We start from the raw sequence: 20,779 nt of genomic DNA on the forward strand, positions 1-20,779 counted from the left end.
CGCAGGATGCACTGGCCCATGAGAATAAATTGACCCTATGCGCGATTTGTACCAGCGCCTCGCGGTTTCCCCCGAGGCCAACGAACAAGAAATCAGCCAAGCCGTGGCTAGCTGCCAGCATAGCGCGCTACGCCAGGATGCCGAGGCGGTGTTCGCGGTTGCCGAACGCCGCGAAACCTACGATACGCTGCACGACACCGTCAGCGATATCGGAAAGCTACGAGCGCGCCTGGGGCTCAGTCACGGCGCCCACTGGCAGGGCGATGTCGCCAACGACTTTTCGCTGCCGCCGGATCACGCCATTTCCCGTCACGACGAACTGGTCGACCGCGTTAGCCACGCGGTCTCGTTGTACAACCGTTGGCGCCGCTGGCGGGGCCCGTGGCTATTCATCGCCGTGTTCGCCACCGGGGCTGGCATAGGAATCGCTCTGGGGCTTGCCCTGTGCCTGGGGCTTTTGCCGATGTGACGCAGCACGATTAGTCGTATTATCGTGCTTGCGCGCCTGCTCATCCTGGCGAATCTCAGCTTTTGTTGGGCGCGGCGCGGGCTTCGGAGGTGCCGGTTTCTTATGCTCCTGTGGGTTGAAGTCACTTGCTTGCGTCGCGCTATGCTTGCCTTGTTCACTCTCAGGCGAAGTGTTTTCTTGCCCAGCTTGTTCTTGCGAGCCCTCTTCTAAAGAGAATGAAGTACCCGCGGTCGCCTCCATGCGGTCTTCAGCGCGTGCTTCCATACTGACACTAAGACGCGGCACGCCCAGGTCAATCTCTTGAGCTTCCATACGCTGCTTCAGCAACAGGTTAAACGCCCGCGAGACATCCCACTGCATCTCCGGCGCGGTGCGAAAGCGCATGCGTAAAATGGGGCAGCCATCTTCAAAGCCCTGAACGCCCTGCATCTCCAGCGGCGACCAGATGTAGTGGCGCATCATCGGATCACGGCGCAGCTCCTGGGCAGTCTCCTGCATCAGCGTAATCGCATCGTCGATTTTCATATCAAACGGAATGCGTATTCGCATCAGCGCGATGCCGAACTGGCGGGACATGTTATGAATCGACTCAATGCGGCTAAAGGTGATGATGTGCACAATGCCATCCAAATCGCGTAGCCGCACAGTGCGCAGCGTCAGCCCCTCGACCGTGCCCATATGGTTATTGATCTGCACGAAGTCATCGACCGCTAACGAATCTTCGATCAAGATAAAAATACCGGTAATCAAATCCTGCACTAACGTTTGCGCACCAAAACCGATCGCCAGACCGATCACACCAGCACCCGCCAGCAGCGGTGTGACGTTGACACCCAAATTAGCCAACCCGGCGATAACGGCAATAATCAGAATGGTTACAAAGATGACGTTGCGGATCATCGGCGTGATGGTTTGCGCCCGGGCCTGATTGACCCGCCGCCCACGTGAACGGGCTGACGATGTTAGCGCTCGCTGAATGGCGGTATCGGCAAATATCCATACCAGCCATGCAAGCAACACCGTGGCCCCCAAGCTAACCAGCGCTTGGCCAATCCGCGCGCTGGCCACGGCTTGTTGGCCCAAACCGAAGAACGAACTGCCCCACACCTGCATTGAGAGTTCGGCAAACACCATCCACGAGCAGATGTGCGCCAACACGAAGCCGAAGCGCTCTAAACGTTTACGATACTGGCTATAACGGCGGCGGTGGCGACGCTTACCCATCCGTTCCGCTTGGCGGCGCAGCAACCCGGTGACTACCAGTGTCAGTACCAGCAGGCTGGCGGAAATAATCGAGCGCGCCAGAGCAGTGCCCACATCGCCCACGGTGATAAAAATCGCCAGCAGCGAACCACTCACCAGCAGCAGCGCGGGTATGTGCCATAGCCCCCCCAGGGAGCGAATCATTTCGACCGCGGTGCTGGCGTCACGCCGCTGCTTGAAGGGCCGGTTGCAAATCAGGTGGCGCACGGGGCGCTTAAACTTGAGAATAAACCGCGCTGCAAGCAACGCCGCGAGCATATTGGAAAGCACAGAGGCTAGGCTCGACAGCTCGCTACCCAGCATTTCAACGAGACGAGTGGAGTTGACCGCGTCGCCAAGCGCAATCAAAGCACCAATCACAAACAGCCCGCGCAGCGCACGCTGTTGAAGCAGTTGAACCGCAGTAAAACGATGGCCACGGCTAAAGAACGCGATGACTGTTTCAAACACCACCGATAGCGCCCTGCCACACAGGCAGATATAGGCCACTACCAATACTAGCGTACGCCCAGGGCTATCGGGCAGCACCTGGCCAATCCCCAAGGTAATGGCAAACGACAGTGCCCAGGGCAGCATGCGACGCAAAAAGTGCACTGCCATCAGCCAGCCCTTGGGATCCCGAGGCAGATCCAACGGCCACTCACGCCGGGTAGCGATCATGCGCCCAAAGGCAATCATCAGCACCAACAGTACGCCCCAAACCAAGGCCAGCACCGCCCCTTCGGCAATCGCTCGAATCGCCTCCCCCTGGTCGGCATCATCGTTAAGCGCGCGCAAATCATCTACGCCCTGAACCAGCTGGCGTGACCACTGATCAACCGGCGAATCCCCCGCCTGGGCCTGATCACCCAGGTCACTTAAGGTATCGGCGAGAGCACCCAGTAATCCTTGGCGTACTACGCCCTCATCTGCGCTGGCAGCGTCTGCGGTTACTTGCAATTCGCGTAGCGATTTAAGCAACTCTGTGCGCCGCTCTTCGTTTTCAAGCATGGTGATGACGTCAGTGAGCGACTTCTGAAACTCTTCACCGCTAACGTCAGCGCTTTCCTCTTCGGAACCGCTGCTCAGGCCGGGCAGCGACACCGTTTGCGCCTGGGCCTGAGTGATTGCCATGCTCGTCATTGCTAGGCTTGCCAATACAAACAAGACAAAACCTATTAACGAATTGATTAACCAGTGCTGTCGCACGCCTTACTCCTGAAAATTAGCTTAGATGGCGTCCTGCTTATCATTTGCCGCCGCTATTAATACGCTCAGTCTCAACGCGTGACTATGATAGGCTGAAGACTTAAACGTTCACCTCAAGGACGCCGAGATGACGCTACAAGCTCCACCTAACCGCTTAAACAGCCAGGGGAAAATCCGGCACGTTGGCATTGAAATCGAGTTCGCTGGACTGCCGCCCCGAGACACGGCGATGATCGTACGTGAACTGTTTGGCGGGGAGCTTAACGTGGTAAGCCCCCATCGGCTACTCGTTGAGGATACCCGCTGGGGCGAATTTGGTATCGAGCTCGACACCCAATACGCGCATCCCGACAAATCGCTGGCCGACGACCCTCACCCAGAAGATAGCGAGTGGGCGCGCCATCAGCATCAACGCCGGGTCGAGTTCCATCACAAAACCCGCGAGCTGATTGGCGACATGGTCACAGGCCTGGTGCCTACCGAAATCGTTTGCCCACCGATACCTTGGAATGAGCTGGAAGATTTAGACGCGCTGTTCGAGGCACTACGAGCACATGGCGCTAAAGGCACCGATGCCAGCCTGCTGTATGGGTTCGGCTTACACCTAAACCCTGAAGCGGAGCGTTTCGACGTTGACTATTTGCTAGCCATGCTGCGTGCGTACCTGCTGCTGGCTGGCTGGCTGCGCGACGAAATTAAAGTCGATATTACCCGTGAGATGCTGCCCCACGCGAATCCATTTCACAAAGCCTATGCGTTAAAAATACTGGATAGCCACTATTCGCCTGATCTCGACACGTTAATTGACGACTACTTGCACCATAATCCCACGCGCAATCGCGAGCTGGATATGCTGCCGCTATTTGCCTATCTACGCCCCGACCACTCTCATGAATTGCTGCATACGCAGCTTACCAAGCCGCGCCCCACCTTTCACTACCGCTTACCCAACGCTCAGCTTTCCCAGCCGGGGTGGGGCTCAGTGACCGAGTGGAATCGCTGGGTGGAAGTCGAGAAACTTGCCGCTAATTCTGAGGTGTTACTCGCTCGCTGCGCTGAACATATCGCCGACCATAACCGACCGATGCTGACCCGCGTAAAAGAAAAACTAGTTCGTTTGCTTCGCCGCGAACACTGATTGTGTTGTAGAGCCCAGCTATATAAAACCCGTTTAGCATTCTTCATTTCCTGTCACAGTGAGTAACTATCCACATGACTCGGCCGCTTATCGGAATTACTACCTCTGACCAAAAAAGCCACTTAGCGTGGTGGTTTGATTGGTTCGCCGTCTGGCGGCATGGCGGCAAACCGTTGCGGTTATCGCCTTCGCGCCCGCAGCCGGAAAGCCTGGACGGCTTGATCATTGGCGGCGGCGACGATATTCAGGCCCACCTCTATGGTGGCGAAGTACAATTAGATGTTCGTTTAGACCCTGCAAGGGATGAGCTGGAGCTAGCCCTGCTTGAACGTTTTATTCCGCTGCATACACCGGTGCTGGGTATTTGCCGAGGGGCACAATTAATCAACGTGCATCTTGGTGGCACACTGGATCCCGATATCTACACCACCCACGAAGGGTTAAAACGGCGACGCACCGTTCTGCCGCGCAAAACCGTTGATATCGTGGGGGCAAGTAAGTTGCATCGCCTGCTAGGAGTTACCTGGTGTCGGGTTAACAGCCTGCATCATCAAGCCGTTTATCAGGCAGGCAGAGGGATTGAAATCGTTGCACGCGACCGGGATGGCCTAGTGCAGGGCATTGAGTCACCGGAGCACGACTTCTTGATTGGCGTGCAGTGGCACCCGGAGTGGCTGATTTTCAATCGCCCCCAGCAGCGCTTGATTCGCGCGCTGGTGAGGGCGTCAGAGCGGCATGCTACACGGCATACGAGCTAGCTCAGCACCGCCAAGGCAGCATCATAATCAGGCTCGTTCTTCAACTCGCTCACCAGCTCGCTGTGCAGCACTCGGTTATCGGTATCCAGTACGACGACTGCACGGGCGCAAAGACCTTCCATGGAGTTGTTGCACAGCGCTACGCCCCAGGCTTCGCGAAACTCGGGGTGGCGGAAAGTAGACAGCGTTTCGACGTTATCCAATCCTTCCGCGCCACAAAAGCGTTTGGCTGCAAAGGGTAAATCCGCGGAGACGACCAATACCACGGTGTCGGCAAGGTTAGACGCCAGCTCGTTAAAGTGACGCGTGGACATGGCACAAGTGGGCGTATCCACACTGGGGATGATATTGAGCACTTTACGCTTTCCTGCGTACGTATCGAGCGTAACGTCTTGCAGATCGGTGTTGGTCAGCGTCATCGCCGGTGCCGCCTGCCCTTTTGCTGGCAATGTGCCAGCCACATCCAGCGGTTCGCCTGCGCGGGTAACCTGTTGCATTATTGTCTCCTTATGATGTGCATAATTAATGCGTTCTTACCATTTAAGCAGCCATGGTAGGCTATCTTCACGCCTTTGCGCTCTTCCTGAAAGGCCTTTGTTCAATGTTTGCGTTTCATCATACTGAGGGAGTGATATGGCCTGTGTATTGATCGTTAAAACCGGCGACGCTTTTCCGGAAGTCGTCGACCAGCACGGTGATTTTGAAACGCTATTTATAAAGCAGCTTAGCACCGCGCTGCCCGCGCATTTAGAACTACAGGTGTGGGATGCAACCCGCCAACCCAGCGCTCCTGAACTTAATACACTCGCGGGTATTGTGATTACAGGTTCGCACAGTATGGTCAGCGAGGCCGAACCCTGGAGCGAAGCACTGAAGCCGTGGCTGAAGGAGGCGCTGGCAAACGACATTCCCATGCTAGGCGTTTGCTATGGCCACCAGTTAATGGCCGCCGCTTTTGGTGGCGTGAGTGACTACCATCCGGCAGGCCGTGAATCCGGCACACGCACCGTGCGGCTCACTCAAGCAGGCCAACAAGACCCCCTGTTTAGCCAACTACCGGAGAGCTTTGCCGCCCACCTGACCCATGCCCAGTCGGTGATGCAGGCGCCCCAAGGTTGCACGGTGCTGACCCATAACAGCCACGACGCCCACCAGGCGCTGCGCTACGGCCCGCGCCAGTGGAGCGTGCAGTTTCACCCGGAATTTACGGCACCGGTGATGCGCGCCTACCTTGAACGCCAACGCGCCACCCTACGCGACCAAGGCGAAGAGCCCGACACCCTGCTGGCGAACATTACTGACTGCCAAGAGGCCTCCAGCCTACTGCGACGTTTTTTGGCGTTTGTATAGCCCTTAGCCATTGGCAATCGAAAGCTACTTACGCTGATCACGCCGAGAGGCCAGCCGATCTGCCAGCCGCGTTGGCTCAGGTAGCTTGGTACGCCCCAAGCAGCGCAACACCCAGGCCAGCGAGGTTTCTAAAGTGATCCGGTGGCCAGGTGATACGTACACGGGCTTGACCTTGGTGCGGGAACGCAAAACGGCACCAATGGTTTCCTGCCCCGCGGAGAGTGGCACCCAGTCGCCGCGCTGCTCGCCCACCTCGGCGTGTTGGCCATATAGGCGTGACTTGGCAATACCGATGGTAGGTAGATCGAGCCATAGCCCTAGGTGAGCCGCCACGCCTAACCGGCGTGGGTGTGCAATCCCCTGGCCGTCGACCATCACCAGTTCAGGCATCACGCTGAGTTTTTCAAACGCGCCTAGCGCGGCGGGGATTTCTCGAAACGAAAGCAAGCCGGGGATATACGGCATTCGGGTGGGCTCGCGATGAACGACCTGTTCCACCACGCTTAAATCGGGTGCGGTGGCAGGATCCCATTTCAATACCACCACCGCTGCCCGAGTGATTTCGCCGCCCTCTTCGAACCCAATATCCACCCCGGCGATATGCGTTATCGGCGCTAGGCGATCAGTAAGTTCCAATCGCCTCGCCAACTGCAACTGCAGCGCCATCGCTTCCTTGGGTGCCAGATTCCATTCGTGTAGTGGTGCGGACATGGTTTCCTCCTTGAAGTGGTGAATGGTGAATGGTGAATGGTGAATGGTTGGAGTGCCCCTAGTTTAGTAGACACTTGATGTTAAGAGGCGGCTACGTAGGCGCTGGGGGTCAGTCCACCCAGCGTCATATGACGCCTCACTTTCGAATAATAATGATCAATATAATAGCGAACTTCATCTACCATCTCGTCTCGATGGATCATACCCAGCGGCTGAATCCATTCTTTCTTCAGTAGAGCAAAGAAGCTTTCCGCACAGGCATTGTCCCAACAATTACCTCGACGAGACATGCTAATCGTTACTTGCCGATTGTTTAACCAAGTCATCACCTCTTCGCTTCGGTACTGAGTCCCCTGGTCGGAGTGGAACAAGAGGTTCTTTCCCGCCGGCCGTTGATGCTTCCATGCATGTTCTAACGCCTTCAAAACAAGCTGTGAGCTATTAACTGGCCCCATCGCCCGACCCACGATTTGGCGAGTACCTAAATCAAGCACCGCGGCGATATAAAGCCATCCCTCCCGACAGCGAACCTGAGTAATGTCTGATACCCAAACTCGATTGCCAGCCCCTACCGAAAACTGGCGATTCAACAGATTTGGCAGGACAGGCAAGGATGACTTGCTACGCCTATAGCCTGGCTTTGAGGCTGTTCGTGAGCGGTATCCTGCCTCTTGTAACAGACGTTGTACCTGATTTTTGCCACAGCAGAAACCAGCATCCTGAGCCTCTAGCCATAATTTCCGATACCCCGGCACATGCTCCATTTGGCGAGCACGATTAAGCAGAAATTCCTTGATAGCTAGGTGTCGCGCTTGACGCGGGCCAGGACGACACTGTCGCTCCCGCCAACGATAGTAACCTGCACGCGAGACGCCGAGTACTTCACAAACGACCGATACTGGCCATTGCTGACAACGGCGAGCATCAATAAAAGCAAACCTTATTTGCCGTGTTTGACGAAGTACTCGTCCGCCTTTTTTAGAATGTCATTCTCCAGCTCAGCGCGCTTCAGCTGCTTTTTCAAGCGCTTCACTTCGCGTTCTAGTTCTTGAACACTCTTCTCTGGTTGCGTATCCCTGATTAATTTATCCGACGAATTCTTGCCCATCATCCACTCCCTACGCCAGCGGCTTAACGTGTTCGGGTGAATGTTTAGCTTGGCAGCAAGTTGAGCCTGTGTCTGCGGCGAAGTGAGTGAGACCTGAATAACCTGACGTCTGAACTCGTCACTGTAGCGAGGGCTAGATTTAAATTTCATAACACCTTCTCTCTATAAAGGTGTCTACTTTTTCAGGGCCACTCCAGGTGAATAAGGTAGCAAAAAAACGCCCCCGCACCAGTAACGGTGCGAGGGCGTCGAGATTCTCTCAGTTGCCGCTTGGCGGCAGCTGATTAATCCTTACAGTGGTGAAGACTTAGGCGCGTTCGCGACGACGAACCGGCGCATCACCTTCGTCACGACGACGGCGTGGAGCGCGCTCAGCCGGTGCGCTGTCTTCGCTGATTTCCAACGGACGACCGGCCACACGGGCACGGGCCATCTTGGTCAGAATCGTCGAGGGCAAGCCGCTCGGCAGTTCGACCACAGAGAAAGCGTTGCGAATATCGATACGACCGATACGCGCGCCTTCAATGCCGCCTTCGTTGGCGAGGGCACCGACTAGTTGGCCAGGCTTGACGCCATCTTTATGACCAACCGATACGCGGTAGCGCGTCATACCTTCAGTTGGTGCACCAGTGCGTTCGCGGCGTGCTCCCGGCTTACCGCCAGACGCTCCATCACGCGAGGGCTTCTCTTTGCGCGGCGCCTGAAGGCGACCGATCGGCGCTTCGTCAGCACGCGCCATAGCGGCAAACGCACAAGTCAGCTCGATCGGGTCATGGCCTTCTTCGATCAGACGCTCAATCAGCGCACGCTGCTCTTCGGCGCCCTTCGTTAAGGAGGCGATAACACGCTGATAGAAGACGTCATCGCGATGGGCACGAATAGCGGCTTCATCAGGTAGCGGCATTTCGGTCATTTTCTGACCGGTTGCCTGCTCCATCCAGCCCACTTTGCGGCCTTCACGGAAGCCAGCAAAGGTAATCGCGATACCGCTACGGCCCGCACGACCGGTACGGCCAATACGGTGCGTATAAGCCTCTGCATCTTGAGGCAGATCGTAGTTGATAACGTGAGTGATACGCGACACGTCAAGACCACGGGCAGCTACATCGGTAGCGATCAGTACGTCGACTTTGCCACGCTTCAAGCGCGTAATAGTACGCTCACGCAGGCTCTGATCAAGATCACCGGACAGGCCAGCAGCGTTAACGCCACGAGCAGTCAACTGCTCAACGAGCGTGGTACAAGCGGCACGGGTACGTACAAAGACGATGGCCCCATCGACCGGCTCGACTTCAAGAATACGCGAAAGAGCTTCAAGCTTAGCGCCACCATCAACACGCACAATGCGCTGTTCGATGTTTTCGCCGGTCGTGGTGCCCGACTCAATCGCGACTTTCACTGGGTTAACCAAGTAACGGTTAACGATGCGCTCGATTTCAGTGGGCAGTGTCGCTGAGAAGAACACACGCTGAGCATCTTTCGGGGTATCGGCAACCACGCGTTTTACGTCGTCGATAAAGCCCATGCGCAACATTTCATCAGCTTCGTCCAGCACTAGGGCGGAGAGGCCATCAAGCTTCAGGCTACCGCGGTCCAGGTGGTCGATAATCCGGCCGGGGGTACCGACAACCACTTGCGCGCCACGCTTAAGGGCGCCCAGCTGTTCACGGTACTCTTGGCCACCACATAGGGTCGCAACTTCGAGACCTTTCAGGTTTTGGCCATATTTACTAAACGAGGCAGCTACTTGCTGAGCCAATTCGCGGGTTGGCGCCATAACCAACACTTGGGGCTCACGGCGAGTCAGCTCTAAACGTGACAGTAACGGTAATGCAAACGCTGCGGTTTTGCCGGTACCCGTCTGGGCCTGGCCCAGCATATCGCGGCCTTCAAGCAACGCAGGAATAGTTTGTGCCTGAATCGGCGAGGGAACGAGGTAGCCCTGTGATTCAACAGCAGACAGAACGGCAGGCAAAAGAGCCAGATCGCCGAAGCTCGGCGAGGCGACAGAAGTCGAGGTCATTAATCACACCTTGGTAGGCCGGCAAGTACCGGCAAAAAACATCATAAGCGTCTCTGACTCAGTCATCGCACAACGACATGAAGAATGGTCATCATCGATAACAGGCACCGCCGTAGCGGTCAAAGCCATCAGTGGAGTCGGAGACGCCGGTCGCACCTAGCATCCGGTTGGCAAACAACGCATTAGCGGGCCAACCGTTGTGGCGACCTTCTGCGCCGATTTCACCCGTTTGGTGAAATACTGGAGGCGCGCCATCTACACAGCAATGAACATCTAGCAATTGGCGAGATGTTCCCGCAAGCGACACTACAAATAACTATTAACATCTACTCATTAATAACTATGCAGTTAAACGCTTACCGTCGTGATGGAGGGGTCAACACATGCGAGGAGCGCGCATCCTACCATTGCATTTGGCGTCTGACCAGTACTTTTAACTTACACCACAGTGAAACAAGGACTTGCGCTCATGCACATATGGTCTAACCTGAAAAAGTGCCTAATCAAGTTCACTATTCTCAAGGAGCGATGCAATGAACTGGGATCAAATTGAAGGCAAATGGAAAGAGATGAAGGGTAAGGCACGCTCAAGCTGGGGCGAGCTCACCGACGATGAGTTGGATCAGATCGGTGGTAAAAAGGATCAATTGATAGGCAAGCTTCAGCAGAAGTACGGCCTAGAGCGCGAAGAAGCAGAGCGTCAAGCCGATGACTGGGCTGATAAGCAGTAATAGCATTATAAGCCCCCCCCTTAATTACACCATTTCCGTTTTGGTAGGTCGTTTTTTTTAGCAACACGATGTGTTGGTGGTTCTAGTTACGTTATCCCCCAATACACCTACAAGCACACCGATCTATTATCTATCGTAGCCACATGGAGAGATGCTATGCGTAAGACAATCCTCACAACCGTTATCGGTACCGCCCTTATGGGCAGCGTTGCCATGAATGCTCACGCGCAGGATGAGCCCCAGGGCATGTATTCTGCCGACGACATTCTTGATGCAGAGGTCTATTTTGCCGGCGGTTCCGGTGAAGAGATTGGTGACGTCGATGACATCCTGTTTGATGAAGAGATGCGCATTACCGCGATTGTGATCGAAAGCGGTTCAGTACTGGGCCTCGGCGGCCGCGAGATCGTTGTTGATACCGACTACTTCACCCTCGAAACCGAAACGGACGCCGATGGTGATACAGAACATCGCATTATGGTCGAAGCCAGCCAGGAAGAAGTCGAAGCCTTCCCGGCTTACAATAACGAGTGGTGGGAGCAGACTAAAGCCAACGCTCGCGATGCCTGGCAAACTACCCAAGAGGGCGCTGAAAGCGCTTGGCAGCGTACCCGTGAAGCGTTAGATATCGATGATAATGGCTAACGCTTCCCCATTGTTTTTAATAGCAACGTTTTTAATAGCAACGAAACGCTAGCAGTAGAATCTCAGCATTAGAAAAAGGGCTGCCCAACTGGGCGGCCCTTTTTGCTAGTTAGCGATACGCATCTATTTACGCCGCACGCCCTGCCCCGGTAAACGCTCCCGGTCGTGAGACCGTTCAAGGTCGAGTAGTGGCCCAGCAGGTACGATTCGCGTTGGGTTAATCGTGTCGTGACTATAATAGTAGTGGCGTTTGATGTGATCCATATTGACGGTCTCCGCCACTCCCGGCCACTGATAGATTTCCCTCACGTAATTGGAAAGATTGGGATAATCTTCAATGCGCTTAAAATTGCATTTGAAGTGGCCATAGTAAACCGCGTCAAACCGGATCAGCGTGGTAAAGAGACGAATATCCGCCTCGGTTAACCACTCCCCCGCCAAGTAACGATGCTCGGCCAAGCGTGCTTCCATACGCTCTAGACCGTCAAACAACGCCTTCACGTGCTTCTCATAAACCGCCTGTTCGGTGGCAAAGCCTGATTTATAAACGCCGTTATTGATGTGGTCGTAAACATCGGCGTTTACGTCATCAATGACACCGCGCAGATCTTCTGGGTAAAAATCCAGGTCGTTGCCGGTCAATTCATCGAACGCACGGTTAAAAATACGTAGCAAGTCTGCAGACTCATTATTAACGATGGCGCTGCGCTGTTTGTCCCATAGCACGGGCACGGTGACACGCCCGGTATAGTGGGGGTCGGTCATGGTATACAGCTGGTGATGGTAGTCGACGCCGTTAACGGGGTCGCCACTGGCACCTTCGTCCTGACGGTACGTCCAGCCTTGGTCGAGCATCAAGGGGCTAACATGGGACGTGCCGATCAACGGCTCTAGCCCTTTCAACTTACGCATAATCAGCGTGCGATGCGCCCAGGGGCAGGCTAGCGAGACATATAAATGATAACGCTCTTTTTCCGCTGGGTAGCAGTCACCGTCAGTCTCCGGATGGCTGCCCACCCAGTCGCGAAGCTGAGCGGACTCACGAACAAATTCGCCGCCGTGTTTTTTAGTGTCATACCACTGGTCTTGCCACTTGCCATTTACCAGTAATCCCATTGGGCGTCTCCTGAAAGTCATTAGAGGTGCTAACAATTACGTTCTTTTCTTCAGCATACGCCCGCTTCAGGAACGCTCAAGCGGATGTTTTACGGCCTTTCATTCGAGTCAGTCGAATCATTCAGCGCGCATTCGCTCACCACGGCCTGTTTCAGTGCGGCGGCCATCGCATGAGCCGCTGGCCCTGCCCGGTCTCGGTCGCGAAAAATCATCTGAATCGGCACTTCACGAATACCGCCCGCGGGTAGTGGCAGCGGCTTTAATTGCCCGCTGTTTAACTCCTCCGCAATTCGTGTTTCCGGCATCCAGGCAAACCCCAAGCCACGCCTTAGCATATCCAGTGAGGTATTGAGGTGGCTGACGGTCCAACGCTGCTCGGCTTTCAACCAGCCAGCATTGGTTGATTGGCGCAGCGCTGAATCACGCACCACCAACTGCCGATACTGGGCTAGATCGCGTAGATCCAACGAGCGGCCCAATTGATGTAGCGCATGCTGGGGATGCGCCACGGCAACAAAGCGCACCGTGACCAACGGCTCGCCCAAGAAGCCCTGCGCCTCAATGCCGGAGACTACCAAGTCTGCGCGGCCATCATAGAGCATCTCAATGCCGCCATTGAGAACACTCTCGTGCAACTGAACGCGCACCTGCGGGTACGTTTCAGAGAATCGCTCTAGCGCTTTAGCTTGAGCAGCAGCGGGAAACACCTGATCGATTGCCACTACCACTTCCGCTTCTAAACCAGCGGCTAGCCGGGTGGCGACATCTTCAAGTGACGCTGCGCTCTCTATTAATTGACGCGCGCGCCGAAGCAGCAGCTCGCCCGCTTCGGTTAACCGTACTTGTCGGCCAATAGGCTCCAGCACCTGCACGCCTAGCTGCTCTTCTAATTTATGAACGGCATGGTTCAGCGTGGAGGGGCTTTTATGTACCGCCTCTGCCGCACGCGCAAATCCACCGTGGTCAACCACGGCGGCCAACATTTGCCATTGTGAAAGTGTTACCCGGGACATTTCGATTTCCTCAACGCAATACAGCGAAACAATGCGCTTAATGTTCGAAAAAACATGGCTAGAATGCCAGGAAACAGCTAACACTTCCGCCCATGCTTACAAAATGCTTGAGATTAACTGCTGGTCGCAGGTAAAAGAGCACGTTATTTCTATCCAGCGGGAAAATATTTGACACAGATTATACTTTAGCTTTTAAAAGCGTAGTTTTCGTCTATAGTTAACACAGATTATTTAGTTAGCACGCTTCACTGGTTACATTTGTTAGCAAACGCTGTTTATAAATAGTAATCTCTGTCTGTTAGTGCTATTTTTGTATTTAATTACGCTTTATGTATAGATATACAGTCTATGCACCCCTGCCTTCATGGGGTATGGTTTCCGGGTTTATTCGCTTAATAGTTACTTTTAATCACGAACTCGGCGGTCCATTTACCCATGTTGCGAATCCTCCATTCGCTGCCCCGTACGCACAAATTATTACTGTTACCCGTGGCCACAATGGTCACCGTGCTGGGCACACAAAAGTTATTGACGACATACCAAGATTTAACTCAACTAAACACACCGCTTGAAAGCGTGCTAGTACCGCTCCCAAGCGACTCTACTCCGGGCGTCCCTTCCCTGCATCAAGAACGCACCCCGGTAGCAGATGCGATCGATCGCGCCTCGCGCGCCCTCGACGCGACCCGCGAAAATATCCCCCTCAGTGAACTCACCGCAACCGAGATCGTTGATCTTGACGTCATTGCCAGCGCAGAGGCCGACATGGCGAACCAGCCGGCTTTGGGCGGCGACGTCACGGTACCGAATACCGCAGCACTGGAAAGCGGTGGTCTCGATGACGGTGCGCTGCATATGGCAATTGTGCTAGGCACATTGGCTAGCGGCATGCTGGATAATAATGTAGACAACAGCTCTTCCGTCGAAATTGCCGACGCTACCTCTTATGAGGATTATGGCGTTGAGCTATTCGATGATATCTCCTTTCTGGATTTAGAGCTGGCAGCTGAAGAGCCCTTTGTACCTGAGTGGGAAACCCACATTGTTGAATCCGGCGAAACTTTTGCCGTACTGGCACAAAACGAATTAGGCCTAGGCTATAGCGAAGTGATGGCTCTGCTGGAGGATTTACCTGACCCGCGCATGCTAACCAATTGGCGCGCCGGGCACAGCTTTGATTATCAGTTGGATGAAGATGGGCGTTTATTGTCGCTACGCATGATGAAAAACACCCGTGACGGCATACTGCTGGAGAAGGACGCAGACCACTTCGCCATCACCACGATTGAACGCCAAGGAGAACCTGTTCAGCGCCTCTATGCCGGTAGCGTCAGCGGTAGCTTTGCGCGCTCCGCCCAGGCGACAGGTTTGAACAGCGGCTCGGTAACAGAACTGACGAAACTACTCGAAAAGAAACTCGATTTTCGGCGTGACAGCCGCCGCGGCGATCGTTTCCAGGTACTGGTCGAGTCAGACATGATCGATGGTGAAACTTTAGATTCCCGTGTATTGGCTGTTCATTACAACGGCGAACGCATGGACTTAACCGTTGTGCGTAATGCCAGCGACGATAACTTCTATACACCTGAGGGTGGTAGCCTGGATCCTGCCTTTGCGCGCCACCCGTTTGAAGGCAACTACCGTTTAAGCTCCAGCTTCAATCCGCGCCGTAAGCATCCAGTAACCGGCCGCACTAGCCCGCATAACGGTACCGATTTTGCTATGCCGATTGGCACGCCGGTAACGGCTCCCGCTAACGGTGTTGTGGAACGAGTGAGCAACCATCGCGCCGCAGGACGCTATGTCGTCATCCGTCATGACAATGGCTACCGGACGCGCTACCTGCACCTCTCCCGGCCGCTGGTGAAGCAAGGTGAACGTGTAACAATGGGCGAGCGTATCGCGCTATCAGGCAATACAGGCCGCAGCACCGGCCCTCACCTGCACTACGAAGTCATCGTCAACAACTCACCGGTCAATGCGATGACGGTTCCCCTACCCGAAAACACCAGCTTGAGCGGCGATACGCTTATTGCGTTCCAGAATCAGGCAGCACCCATATTGGCGGCGCTGGAAAGCGGCGAAACAGGCCCGGTTAGCGTGGCTAATTATCGGCAGGAGAGCGACGACTAGCGACCGCTATATAGCTACCGTGTACTCAAACGCAAAACACCGCCACTGGGCGGTGTTTTGCGTTGGCTTACGTATTTTCAACTGTCTAGACTGACCGCTGCAGCGCGGCCAGTAGCGTTGCATCCCGGCGGTAGATATCAGGTCTAAACTCCACCTCGCCTTCGGCATTTGGCCACGCGGTCAAATAATGCAGCGCAATGGGAATACGCTGAGATAAGCTCACATTGCGATCACTCCCTCCTTTTAACAGCGTACTCATTTGATAACGACTGCCGGTGTCTTGCAGCAGCATTTGCGCCAGCTCAGTCACACCTTCAACCCGAATACAGCCTGAACTCAGTGCACGCTGATCACGCCGGAACAATCCACGCGCGGGGGTATCGTGCAAATAGATCATTTCATCGTTGGGAAACCGTACCACGACGCGACCTAGCGGGTTACCTGTACCCGCTACCTGACGCAACATAACGCCGCCAGGACGCTGCCAGTCGATCTCCTCCGCAGCAAGCGGTTCGCCCATGGGGCTAATCACCTGGATGTTTTTACGCGCCAAGTAGTCGATATCGGCACGCACCTGGGGCAACACATCCTCGCGCATGATCGTCGGCGGGATTGTCCAGGAAGGATTAATGGTTAAATGGCTGATCGTAGAGTGGATAATCGGCGTCTCGCGCCGCGGGGTTCCTACCACCACACGGGCGTCCCAGTGCTGGCCGTTAGGGCGCACGTAGTGCATCCGGTAGCCTGCAATATCAACCCATACTCGTGGCTCAGCAGATTGCATCGGACGGATCCACCGCGCGCGCTCTAAATTGACCCGCAGTTGGTCGATTCGCGACGCCACTGAGGTGTTCAACGCCAAGCGAGTTTGTTCGCCCACTACACCATCTTCCTGCAGCAAATGACGGCGCTGGAAACGCCTCACCGCGGCTTCCAGCGGTGCATCAAAGGCACGCCGATTCGACCCGGCTTGTACACCGATTAATGGATAGGCGCTGCTATCCGCCACCTGTAACTCAGCCTCTCCCCATAGTGCCAGGCGCTGGCGCAGCACGCTCACATCGTCGGCTTCATCGCCTGGCCGCAACGACTCTTCCCGCGCAGCCAAGTAGGGCACGCTGCCCAGGTTAGCCAGCTGATAATGCTGCTTCAAGGCATCGCGCAGTTGCTGATATTCAGCAGACGAGGGCCGAGCCAGCGCGATCGCGTTATCAAGCGAGCGGTCATCGACGGCATGCACCACACGCAGCAGTGAGTAGCGACGTTCAGGGCGCGGCGCATCCCACTGGGGTTCGACATCGCGCGGGTTCACCTTACCGCGCTCTAAATGATCCAGCGCCAGCAGCAACGCTCGAGTTGCTTTAATATCAAACGACGCCTGAGCGGCTTGACTGCTTGCCTGACTGCGCTGGAACTCATCAATCAGTGTATCAGCGTGGTAATCCTCGGGTGTTAGACCATCGGTTTCCAAGCTATTCAACGCAGCCACCAGTGACTCAACCGCCACGGCTGCCTGCCAGGCGGGCTGCCCATCACGCAGTTGATAAAACTCAGTAACGGGTAGCCGCTGCGCCTCAACCGCGCTTAATTGCTGGGCTAACGCCTGTTGTAACGGCGCTGAATCCGCATTCGCATAGCTAATGCCTAAAGGGCTGTGGGTAAGCGTGAGACAAAGAGCGACCCCTATCGCCCATTGTCTTAGTGGCTGTATCTCGTTCATCGCCCTCTCCTTGCGTTACTATAGTCTTCCACATCGCCGACCCTGTTTTTTATATTAGTCGGCTAATCTTTATAATGACTTATATTGCTCGTAGGATCGACTTTTATGGCTCTTCGTTTAAATGTTGCCACGTTATTATTTTCTCTCCCTTTTACATTATTTACATTACCGCTCCACGCTGCCAGTTTCTTCGCCCAAGTTGATTCAACGCCACCTCGCGGCATACTGCCTTTACACCATCAGTTGCTGCAGCTCGCCCCCCAGGCCTCGCCCGATGCGCTGCGTTTAGCCGCCCAAGCGCTTAACTGCGCCGAGCCTAATGCCGAGCGCTTGGCAGTGATCGATTACTCGCTGCCATCTACCGAGCCGCGCTTGTGGGTATTTGATTTGCGCCAGCATAAGCTACTCTTCGAAGAGCTGGTCTCCCACGGCCAGGGGTCTGGCGACGCCCAAGCAGAGACGTTTTCCAATACCCCCGATAGCCATCAATCCAGCATTGGCCTATTTCGCACTATGAACAGCTACTATGGGCGCAACGGCTATTCACTGCGCCTGGAGGGTCTGGAACCCAACGTCAATGACTTGGCGTTTGAGCGCGCTATTGTGATCCACGGCGCGGACTATGTAAGCGACGCCTTTATCACCCAAACGGGGCGGCTCGGTCGCAGCCATGGCTGCCCGGCGGTACGCGAGGACGTCACTTACCCGCTGATCGACAGTCTAAAAGAGGATCAGTATGTGTTCGCTTATTATCCCGATGCCGAGTGGCTGGCCACCTCCGCGTTTTTAGGCTGCACGGCCACCGCCGCACAGCTAGCCCGGCGCTAATGTTACCCAGAATCTTAATGAGGGGAACGTTAACAACCTCAGCCTTACAGGCAATCAGTAGCTGAATTTTATCATTTTCGGCCGCTAAATCAGGCGCACAGGGGAACCCTCTGCAATACTTTGTGACAAATTAACACAAAATATTGCTATCTGCCGTAGGTGTCTCTGCCATGTTCACCTTTATGCACCCGTACCAAAAAATTCGCCGCCTGGAACAGGAAGTTGCCGAGTTACGCACTCAGCTTGACGCTGCTACCCCCTCCCCCAGTTGTCGATTATTGAGCCTGATGAAACCGGCACAATCCATCGGCATGCTGCAGGCAAGAGGCGCGGATATGCTGGCTTCTCTCAATAGTGGCATACAGGAGTACGCGGATCAGCTTGCCGGCGAGCGGGCCACCCTAACGGAAACGGTTAATTTAATTGCCACCGCTGAACAGGCGGTCAGTAGCCTTGACCAACGCTGCCACGACACTGAACGTACCGAAGCGTTACCCCCATTAGTGTTAGCTAAAACTCTGCACGCCTTAAGCCAGCTACAGGTCGCTCTCGCCCGTAGTGCAGGCCACGCCCAGGCGTTAGCGGTAAGTACGGCCCTCGAAACGGCCCATAGCCAAGGTCTGCTTGGCAGCACCGATGCCGCTAGCCAGCAATCTCCAGGATTGGCAGCCATTGCAGACGATGTCCACCGCTTAGCGTTGACTATGCACAGCTTGAGCCATCAGCTCAGCCTACTGATGGAGCAAATTAATAGCCAGGTAAGAGAACACTCGCAGGCCGTAGTGAAAAAACGTCTGGCCGACGAGGAGATTACCCATTCCGCGCAAGCAGCCAAGCAGGCAGTGCATCAGCTTGCTGACCAAGCTCAGCATATGCACAAGGTGATTCATCACAATGCCACCGCTGCGTTTTTACACTCCGCGAAGCTTGATCATGCGGTGTGGAAGTGTCGGCTTTATAAGCAGCTCCTCTCTGCCAACACAGACACTCCCCTAGAAGACCATCACCAATGCCGTTTAGGGCGCTGGCATCAACATGGAGAAGGTCACCAACGTTACGCCCGCACTGAGGCCTATCGAGCGCTGGCGGCACCCCATCGCCGTATGCATGACAGTGGCGCGGAAGCACTTAAGTTTGCCCGCCTGGGCGACCGCAATGGTCAACTGGCCGCCTTGGGAGTCATGGAAGAAGCCAGCCAGCAGCTCGCCCTGCAGTTGGACAACCTCATGGAGCACGCCATGTATGAGGCGCCCTATTCAACCAATCATCACTCACCGCTTGCGGGCGCACCTTAAATAGCCGTTGTACGCTAAATAGCCTTTCGTCTTATCTAGCCGCCTATGCCATGCTGGTTGCAATAAAACCACTTTCCTCACCAGCAGCAATGGGAAAAAGCATATGGCACAGGTCAAAAAGCTAGATCTCGCGTTACAAGGCGGTGGCGCCCACGGGGCTTATACCTGGGGTGTCATTGATCGCCTACTGGCAGATGACCGCATTGAGATTGAGGGCATCAGCGGCACCAGCGCCGGGGCAATGAATGGCGTGGTAATGGCCGATGCGCTCACAAGAGGCGATAAAGAGACCGCTCGGCAAGCACTGCACGACTTTTGGCAAGCGGTGAGTCGCGCGGGTATGGCCAGCCCCATCCGCCGCTCTCCCTTGGACATATTGACCGGCAACTGGAGCCTGGATCACTCGCCCGGTTTTATTGCGATGGATCTATTAAGCCGTGTGGCCTCCCCCTATCAACTCAACCCACTCAATATAAATCCGCTGCGCGATATCGTGGCCGAACATATTGATTTCGAGCGGGTTAGGCAATGCCAACAGCTTAAGCTGTTTGTCGCGGCCACTAACGTACGCACGGGTAAACAGCGGGTGTTCCGCCGTGAAGAGATGAGCGTTGACGCGGTGATGGCCTCCGCTTGCTTGCCCTTTATATTCCAAGCAGTGGAGATCGACGGCGAAGCGTATTGGGATGGTGGCTACATGGGTAACCCCGCCCTGTTTCCTCTCATGGAGGAGTGCAGCGCACGGGATATTCTGCTGATACAAATCAACCCAATCAGCCGTAACGAAGTCCCCACCTCGGCATCGGCCATTATGAATCGCCTCAACGAGATCACCTTTAACTCAGCACTGATTAAAGAGATCCGTATGATTGCGCTGCTTAAGCATACCCTCGATGAGCAAGGCATTGAAAACTGCTACCAGCAGGCGTTGTTCCACCGCATTAGCGGCGAGCAGGCACTTGAGGGCCTCTCTGTCTCCAGCAAATCCAATTCTGAGTGGCCTTTTCTATGCCATCTTTTCGAGCAGGGACAAGCTGCCGCTGAACGTTGGTTAAGCGAACACTTTGAAGCGATTGGTAGCCACTCCACACTGGATATTGATGCCGTCTATTTACATGAATAATGGCTGCACGTTCAGTCCGCCCATTGCACCCTTCTAGCACCAAGATGCCGCAAAATCGGCGTTGCATGCCCAATCATGCAGCATAGACTTGATCACTCATCTCTAATACGCACAACAAAAATAAATTAAGATATTGATTTTTAGCAATAAATATTCAACTGGCAAAC

At 54.9% G+C, this 20,779-nt stretch carries 19 protein-coding genes; 10 read left to right on the top strand and 9 right to left on the bottom strand.

Translation table 11 applies throughout. The features are described 5' to 3' along the window. Positions 1–37: 37 nt before the first annotated feature. Positions 38–469: a hypothetical protein gene (locus AC4EYZ_RS05770; RefSeq protein WP_474193064.1), complete on the top strand. Its 432-nt coding sequence runs from the start codon at positions 38–40 to the stop codon at positions 467–469. Here the strand turns inward: AC4EYZ_RS05770 and AC4EYZ_RS05775 are convergent. Further along, positions 386–2,920 (bottom strand): mechanosensitive ion channel domain-containing protein, encoded by a 2,535-nt coding sequence (locus AC4EYZ_RS05775; RefSeq protein ID WP_474193065.1) that lies wholly within the window; start codon positions 2,918–2,920, stop codon positions 386–388. The genes AC4EYZ_RS05770 and AC4EYZ_RS05775 overlap by 84 nt on opposite strands. A gap of 127 nt (positions 2,921–3,047) precedes the next feature. Here AC4EYZ_RS05775 and AC4EYZ_RS05780 point away from each other — a divergent pair, with 127 nt between their 5' ends. Beyond that, complete coding sequence (locus AC4EYZ_RS05780; RefSeq protein ID WP_490204163.1) at positions 3,048–4,058, top strand: amidoligase family protein; 1,011 nt, start codon at positions 3,048–3,050, stop codon at positions 4,056–4,058. A gap of 74 nt (positions 4,059–4,132) precedes the next feature. Then, complete coding sequence (locus AC4EYZ_RS05785; RefSeq protein ID WP_035538585.1) at positions 4,133–4,816, top strand: gamma-glutamyl-gamma-aminobutyrate hydrolase family protein; 684 nt, start codon at positions 4,133–4,135, stop codon at positions 4,814–4,816. Here the strand turns inward: AC4EYZ_RS05785 and tpx are convergent. Further along, a complete protein-coding gene (gene tpx / locus AC4EYZ_RS05790) occupies positions 4,813–5,313 on the bottom strand; it encodes a thiol peroxidase (protein ID WP_022520654.1) in 501 nt (166 codons plus the stop codon). The genes AC4EYZ_RS05785 and tpx overlap by 4 nt on opposite strands. A gap of 136 nt (positions 5,314–5,449) precedes the next feature. Here tpx and AC4EYZ_RS05795 point away from each other — a divergent pair, with 136 nt between their 5' ends. Further along, the gene (locus AC4EYZ_RS05795; RefSeq protein WP_141439733.1) at positions 5,450–6,166 is read left to right on the top strand and encodes a glutamine amidotransferase; all 717 of its coding nucleotides are present in this window, start codon (positions 5,450–5,452) and stop codon (positions 6,164–6,166) included. A gap of 24 nt (positions 6,167–6,190) precedes the next feature. Here AC4EYZ_RS05795 and nfi read toward each other — a convergent pair whose 3' ends face one another. The 4 genes from nfi to AC4EYZ_RS05815 all read right to left on the bottom strand — a co-directional run bounded on the left by nfi (position 6,191) and on the right by AC4EYZ_RS05815 (position 10,288). Next, positions 6,191–6,877, bottom strand: a complete 687-nt coding sequence (gene nfi, locus AC4EYZ_RS05800) for a deoxyribonuclease V (protein WP_009287185.1) — start codon at positions 6,875–6,877, stop codon at positions 6,191–6,193. 80 nt (positions 6,878–6,957) lie between these two features. Next, a protein-coding gene (locus tag AC4EYZ_RS05805) for an IS3 family transposase (RefSeq protein WP_490204164.1) occupies positions 6,958–8,135 on the bottom strand; the annotation gives its coding sequence in 2 pieces (ribosomal slippage) (positions 6,958–7,844 and positions 7,844–8,135; 1,179 coding nt in all). Between the two features lie 157 nt (positions 8,136–8,292). Beyond that, positions 8,293–10,008 carry a DEAD/DEAH box helicase gene (locus AC4EYZ_RS05810; RefSeq protein ID WP_009287184.1) on the bottom strand — a complete coding sequence of 572 codons (1,716 nt, stop codon included), beginning with the start codon at positions 10,006–10,008 and terminating at the stop codon, positions 8,293–8,295. Between the two features lie 91 nt (positions 10,009–10,099). After that, positions 10,100–10,288, bottom strand: coding sequence for a hypothetical protein (locus tag AC4EYZ_RS05815; RefSeq protein WP_039859330.1), 189 nt, complete (start codon positions 10,286–10,288; stop codon positions 10,100–10,102). A gap of 253 nt (positions 10,289–10,541) precedes the next feature. Between AC4EYZ_RS05815 and AC4EYZ_RS05820 the strand changes: the two genes are divergently transcribed. Together AC4EYZ_RS05820 and AC4EYZ_RS05825 are read left to right on the top strand one after the other, a co-directional pair. Then, positions 10,542–10,739 carry a CsbD family protein gene (locus AC4EYZ_RS05820; RefSeq protein ID WP_141439734.1) on the top strand — a complete coding sequence of 66 codons (198 nt, stop codon included), beginning with the start codon at positions 10,542–10,544 and terminating at the stop codon, positions 10,737–10,739. 156 nt (positions 10,740–10,895) lie between these two features. Next, on the top strand, positions 10,896–11,384 hold the full coding sequence (locus tag AC4EYZ_RS05825; RefSeq protein WP_022520659.1) for a PRC-barrel domain-containing protein: 489 nt from the start codon (positions 10,896–10,898) through the stop codon (positions 11,382–11,384). A gap of 123 nt (positions 11,385–11,507) precedes the next feature. On the opposite strand, the gene AC4EYZ_RS05830 is transcribed toward AC4EYZ_RS05825, so the two are convergent. Both AC4EYZ_RS05830 and AC4EYZ_RS05835 read right to left on the bottom strand, forming a co-directional pair. Continuing rightward, entirely contained in the window at positions 11,508–12,500 is a 993-nt protein-coding gene (locus AC4EYZ_RS05830) for a glutathione S-transferase family protein (protein WP_022520660.1), read from the bottom strand. Between the two features lie 89 nt (positions 12,501–12,589). After that, positions 12,590–13,513 (bottom strand): LysR family transcriptional regulator, encoded by a 924-nt coding sequence (locus tag AC4EYZ_RS05835; RefSeq protein ID WP_027959901.1) that lies wholly within the window; start codon positions 13,511–13,513, stop codon positions 12,590–12,592. Positions 13,514–13,948: 435 nt separating this feature from the next. Between AC4EYZ_RS05835 and AC4EYZ_RS05840 the strand changes: the two genes are divergently transcribed. Continuing rightward, complete coding sequence (locus tag AC4EYZ_RS05840; RefSeq protein WP_022520662.1) at positions 13,949–15,646, top strand: peptidoglycan DD-metalloendopeptidase family protein; 1,698 nt, start codon at positions 13,949–13,951, stop codon at positions 15,644–15,646. Between the two features lie 85 nt (positions 15,647–15,731). Here AC4EYZ_RS05840 and AC4EYZ_RS05845 read toward each other — a convergent pair whose 3' ends face one another. Beyond that, complete coding sequence (locus AC4EYZ_RS05845; protein WP_490204165.1) at positions 15,732–17,366, bottom strand: L,D-transpeptidase family protein; 1,635 nt, start codon at positions 17,364–17,366, stop codon at positions 15,732–15,734. Positions 17,367–17,471: 105 nt separating this feature from the next. On the opposite strand from AC4EYZ_RS05845, the gene AC4EYZ_RS05850 reads away from it, so the two are divergent. The 3 genes from AC4EYZ_RS05850 (at position 17,472) to AC4EYZ_RS05860 (ending at position 20,612) form a co-directional block, all read left to right on the top strand. Next, positions 17,472–18,194 carry a murein L,D-transpeptidase catalytic domain family protein gene (locus tag AC4EYZ_RS05850; RefSeq protein ID WP_027959903.1) on the top strand — a complete coding sequence of 241 codons (723 nt, stop codon included), beginning with the start codon at positions 17,472–17,474 and terminating at the stop codon, positions 18,192–18,194. 170 nt (positions 18,195–18,364) lie between these two features. After that, positions 18,365–19,489: a CZB domain-containing protein gene (locus tag AC4EYZ_RS05855; RefSeq protein ID WP_022520665.1), complete on the top strand. Its 1,125-nt coding sequence runs from the start codon at positions 18,365–18,367 to the stop codon at positions 19,487–19,489. A 103-nt stretch (positions 19,490–19,592) separates the two neighbouring features. Continuing rightward, positions 19,593–20,612, top strand: a complete 1,020-nt coding sequence (locus AC4EYZ_RS05860; protein WP_009287178.1) for a patatin-like phospholipase family protein — start codon at positions 19,593–19,595, stop codon at positions 20,610–20,612. Positions 20,613–20,779: the final 167 nt, after the last annotated feature.

This window comes from Vreelandella sp. 162(4c), from assembly GCF_058152265.1.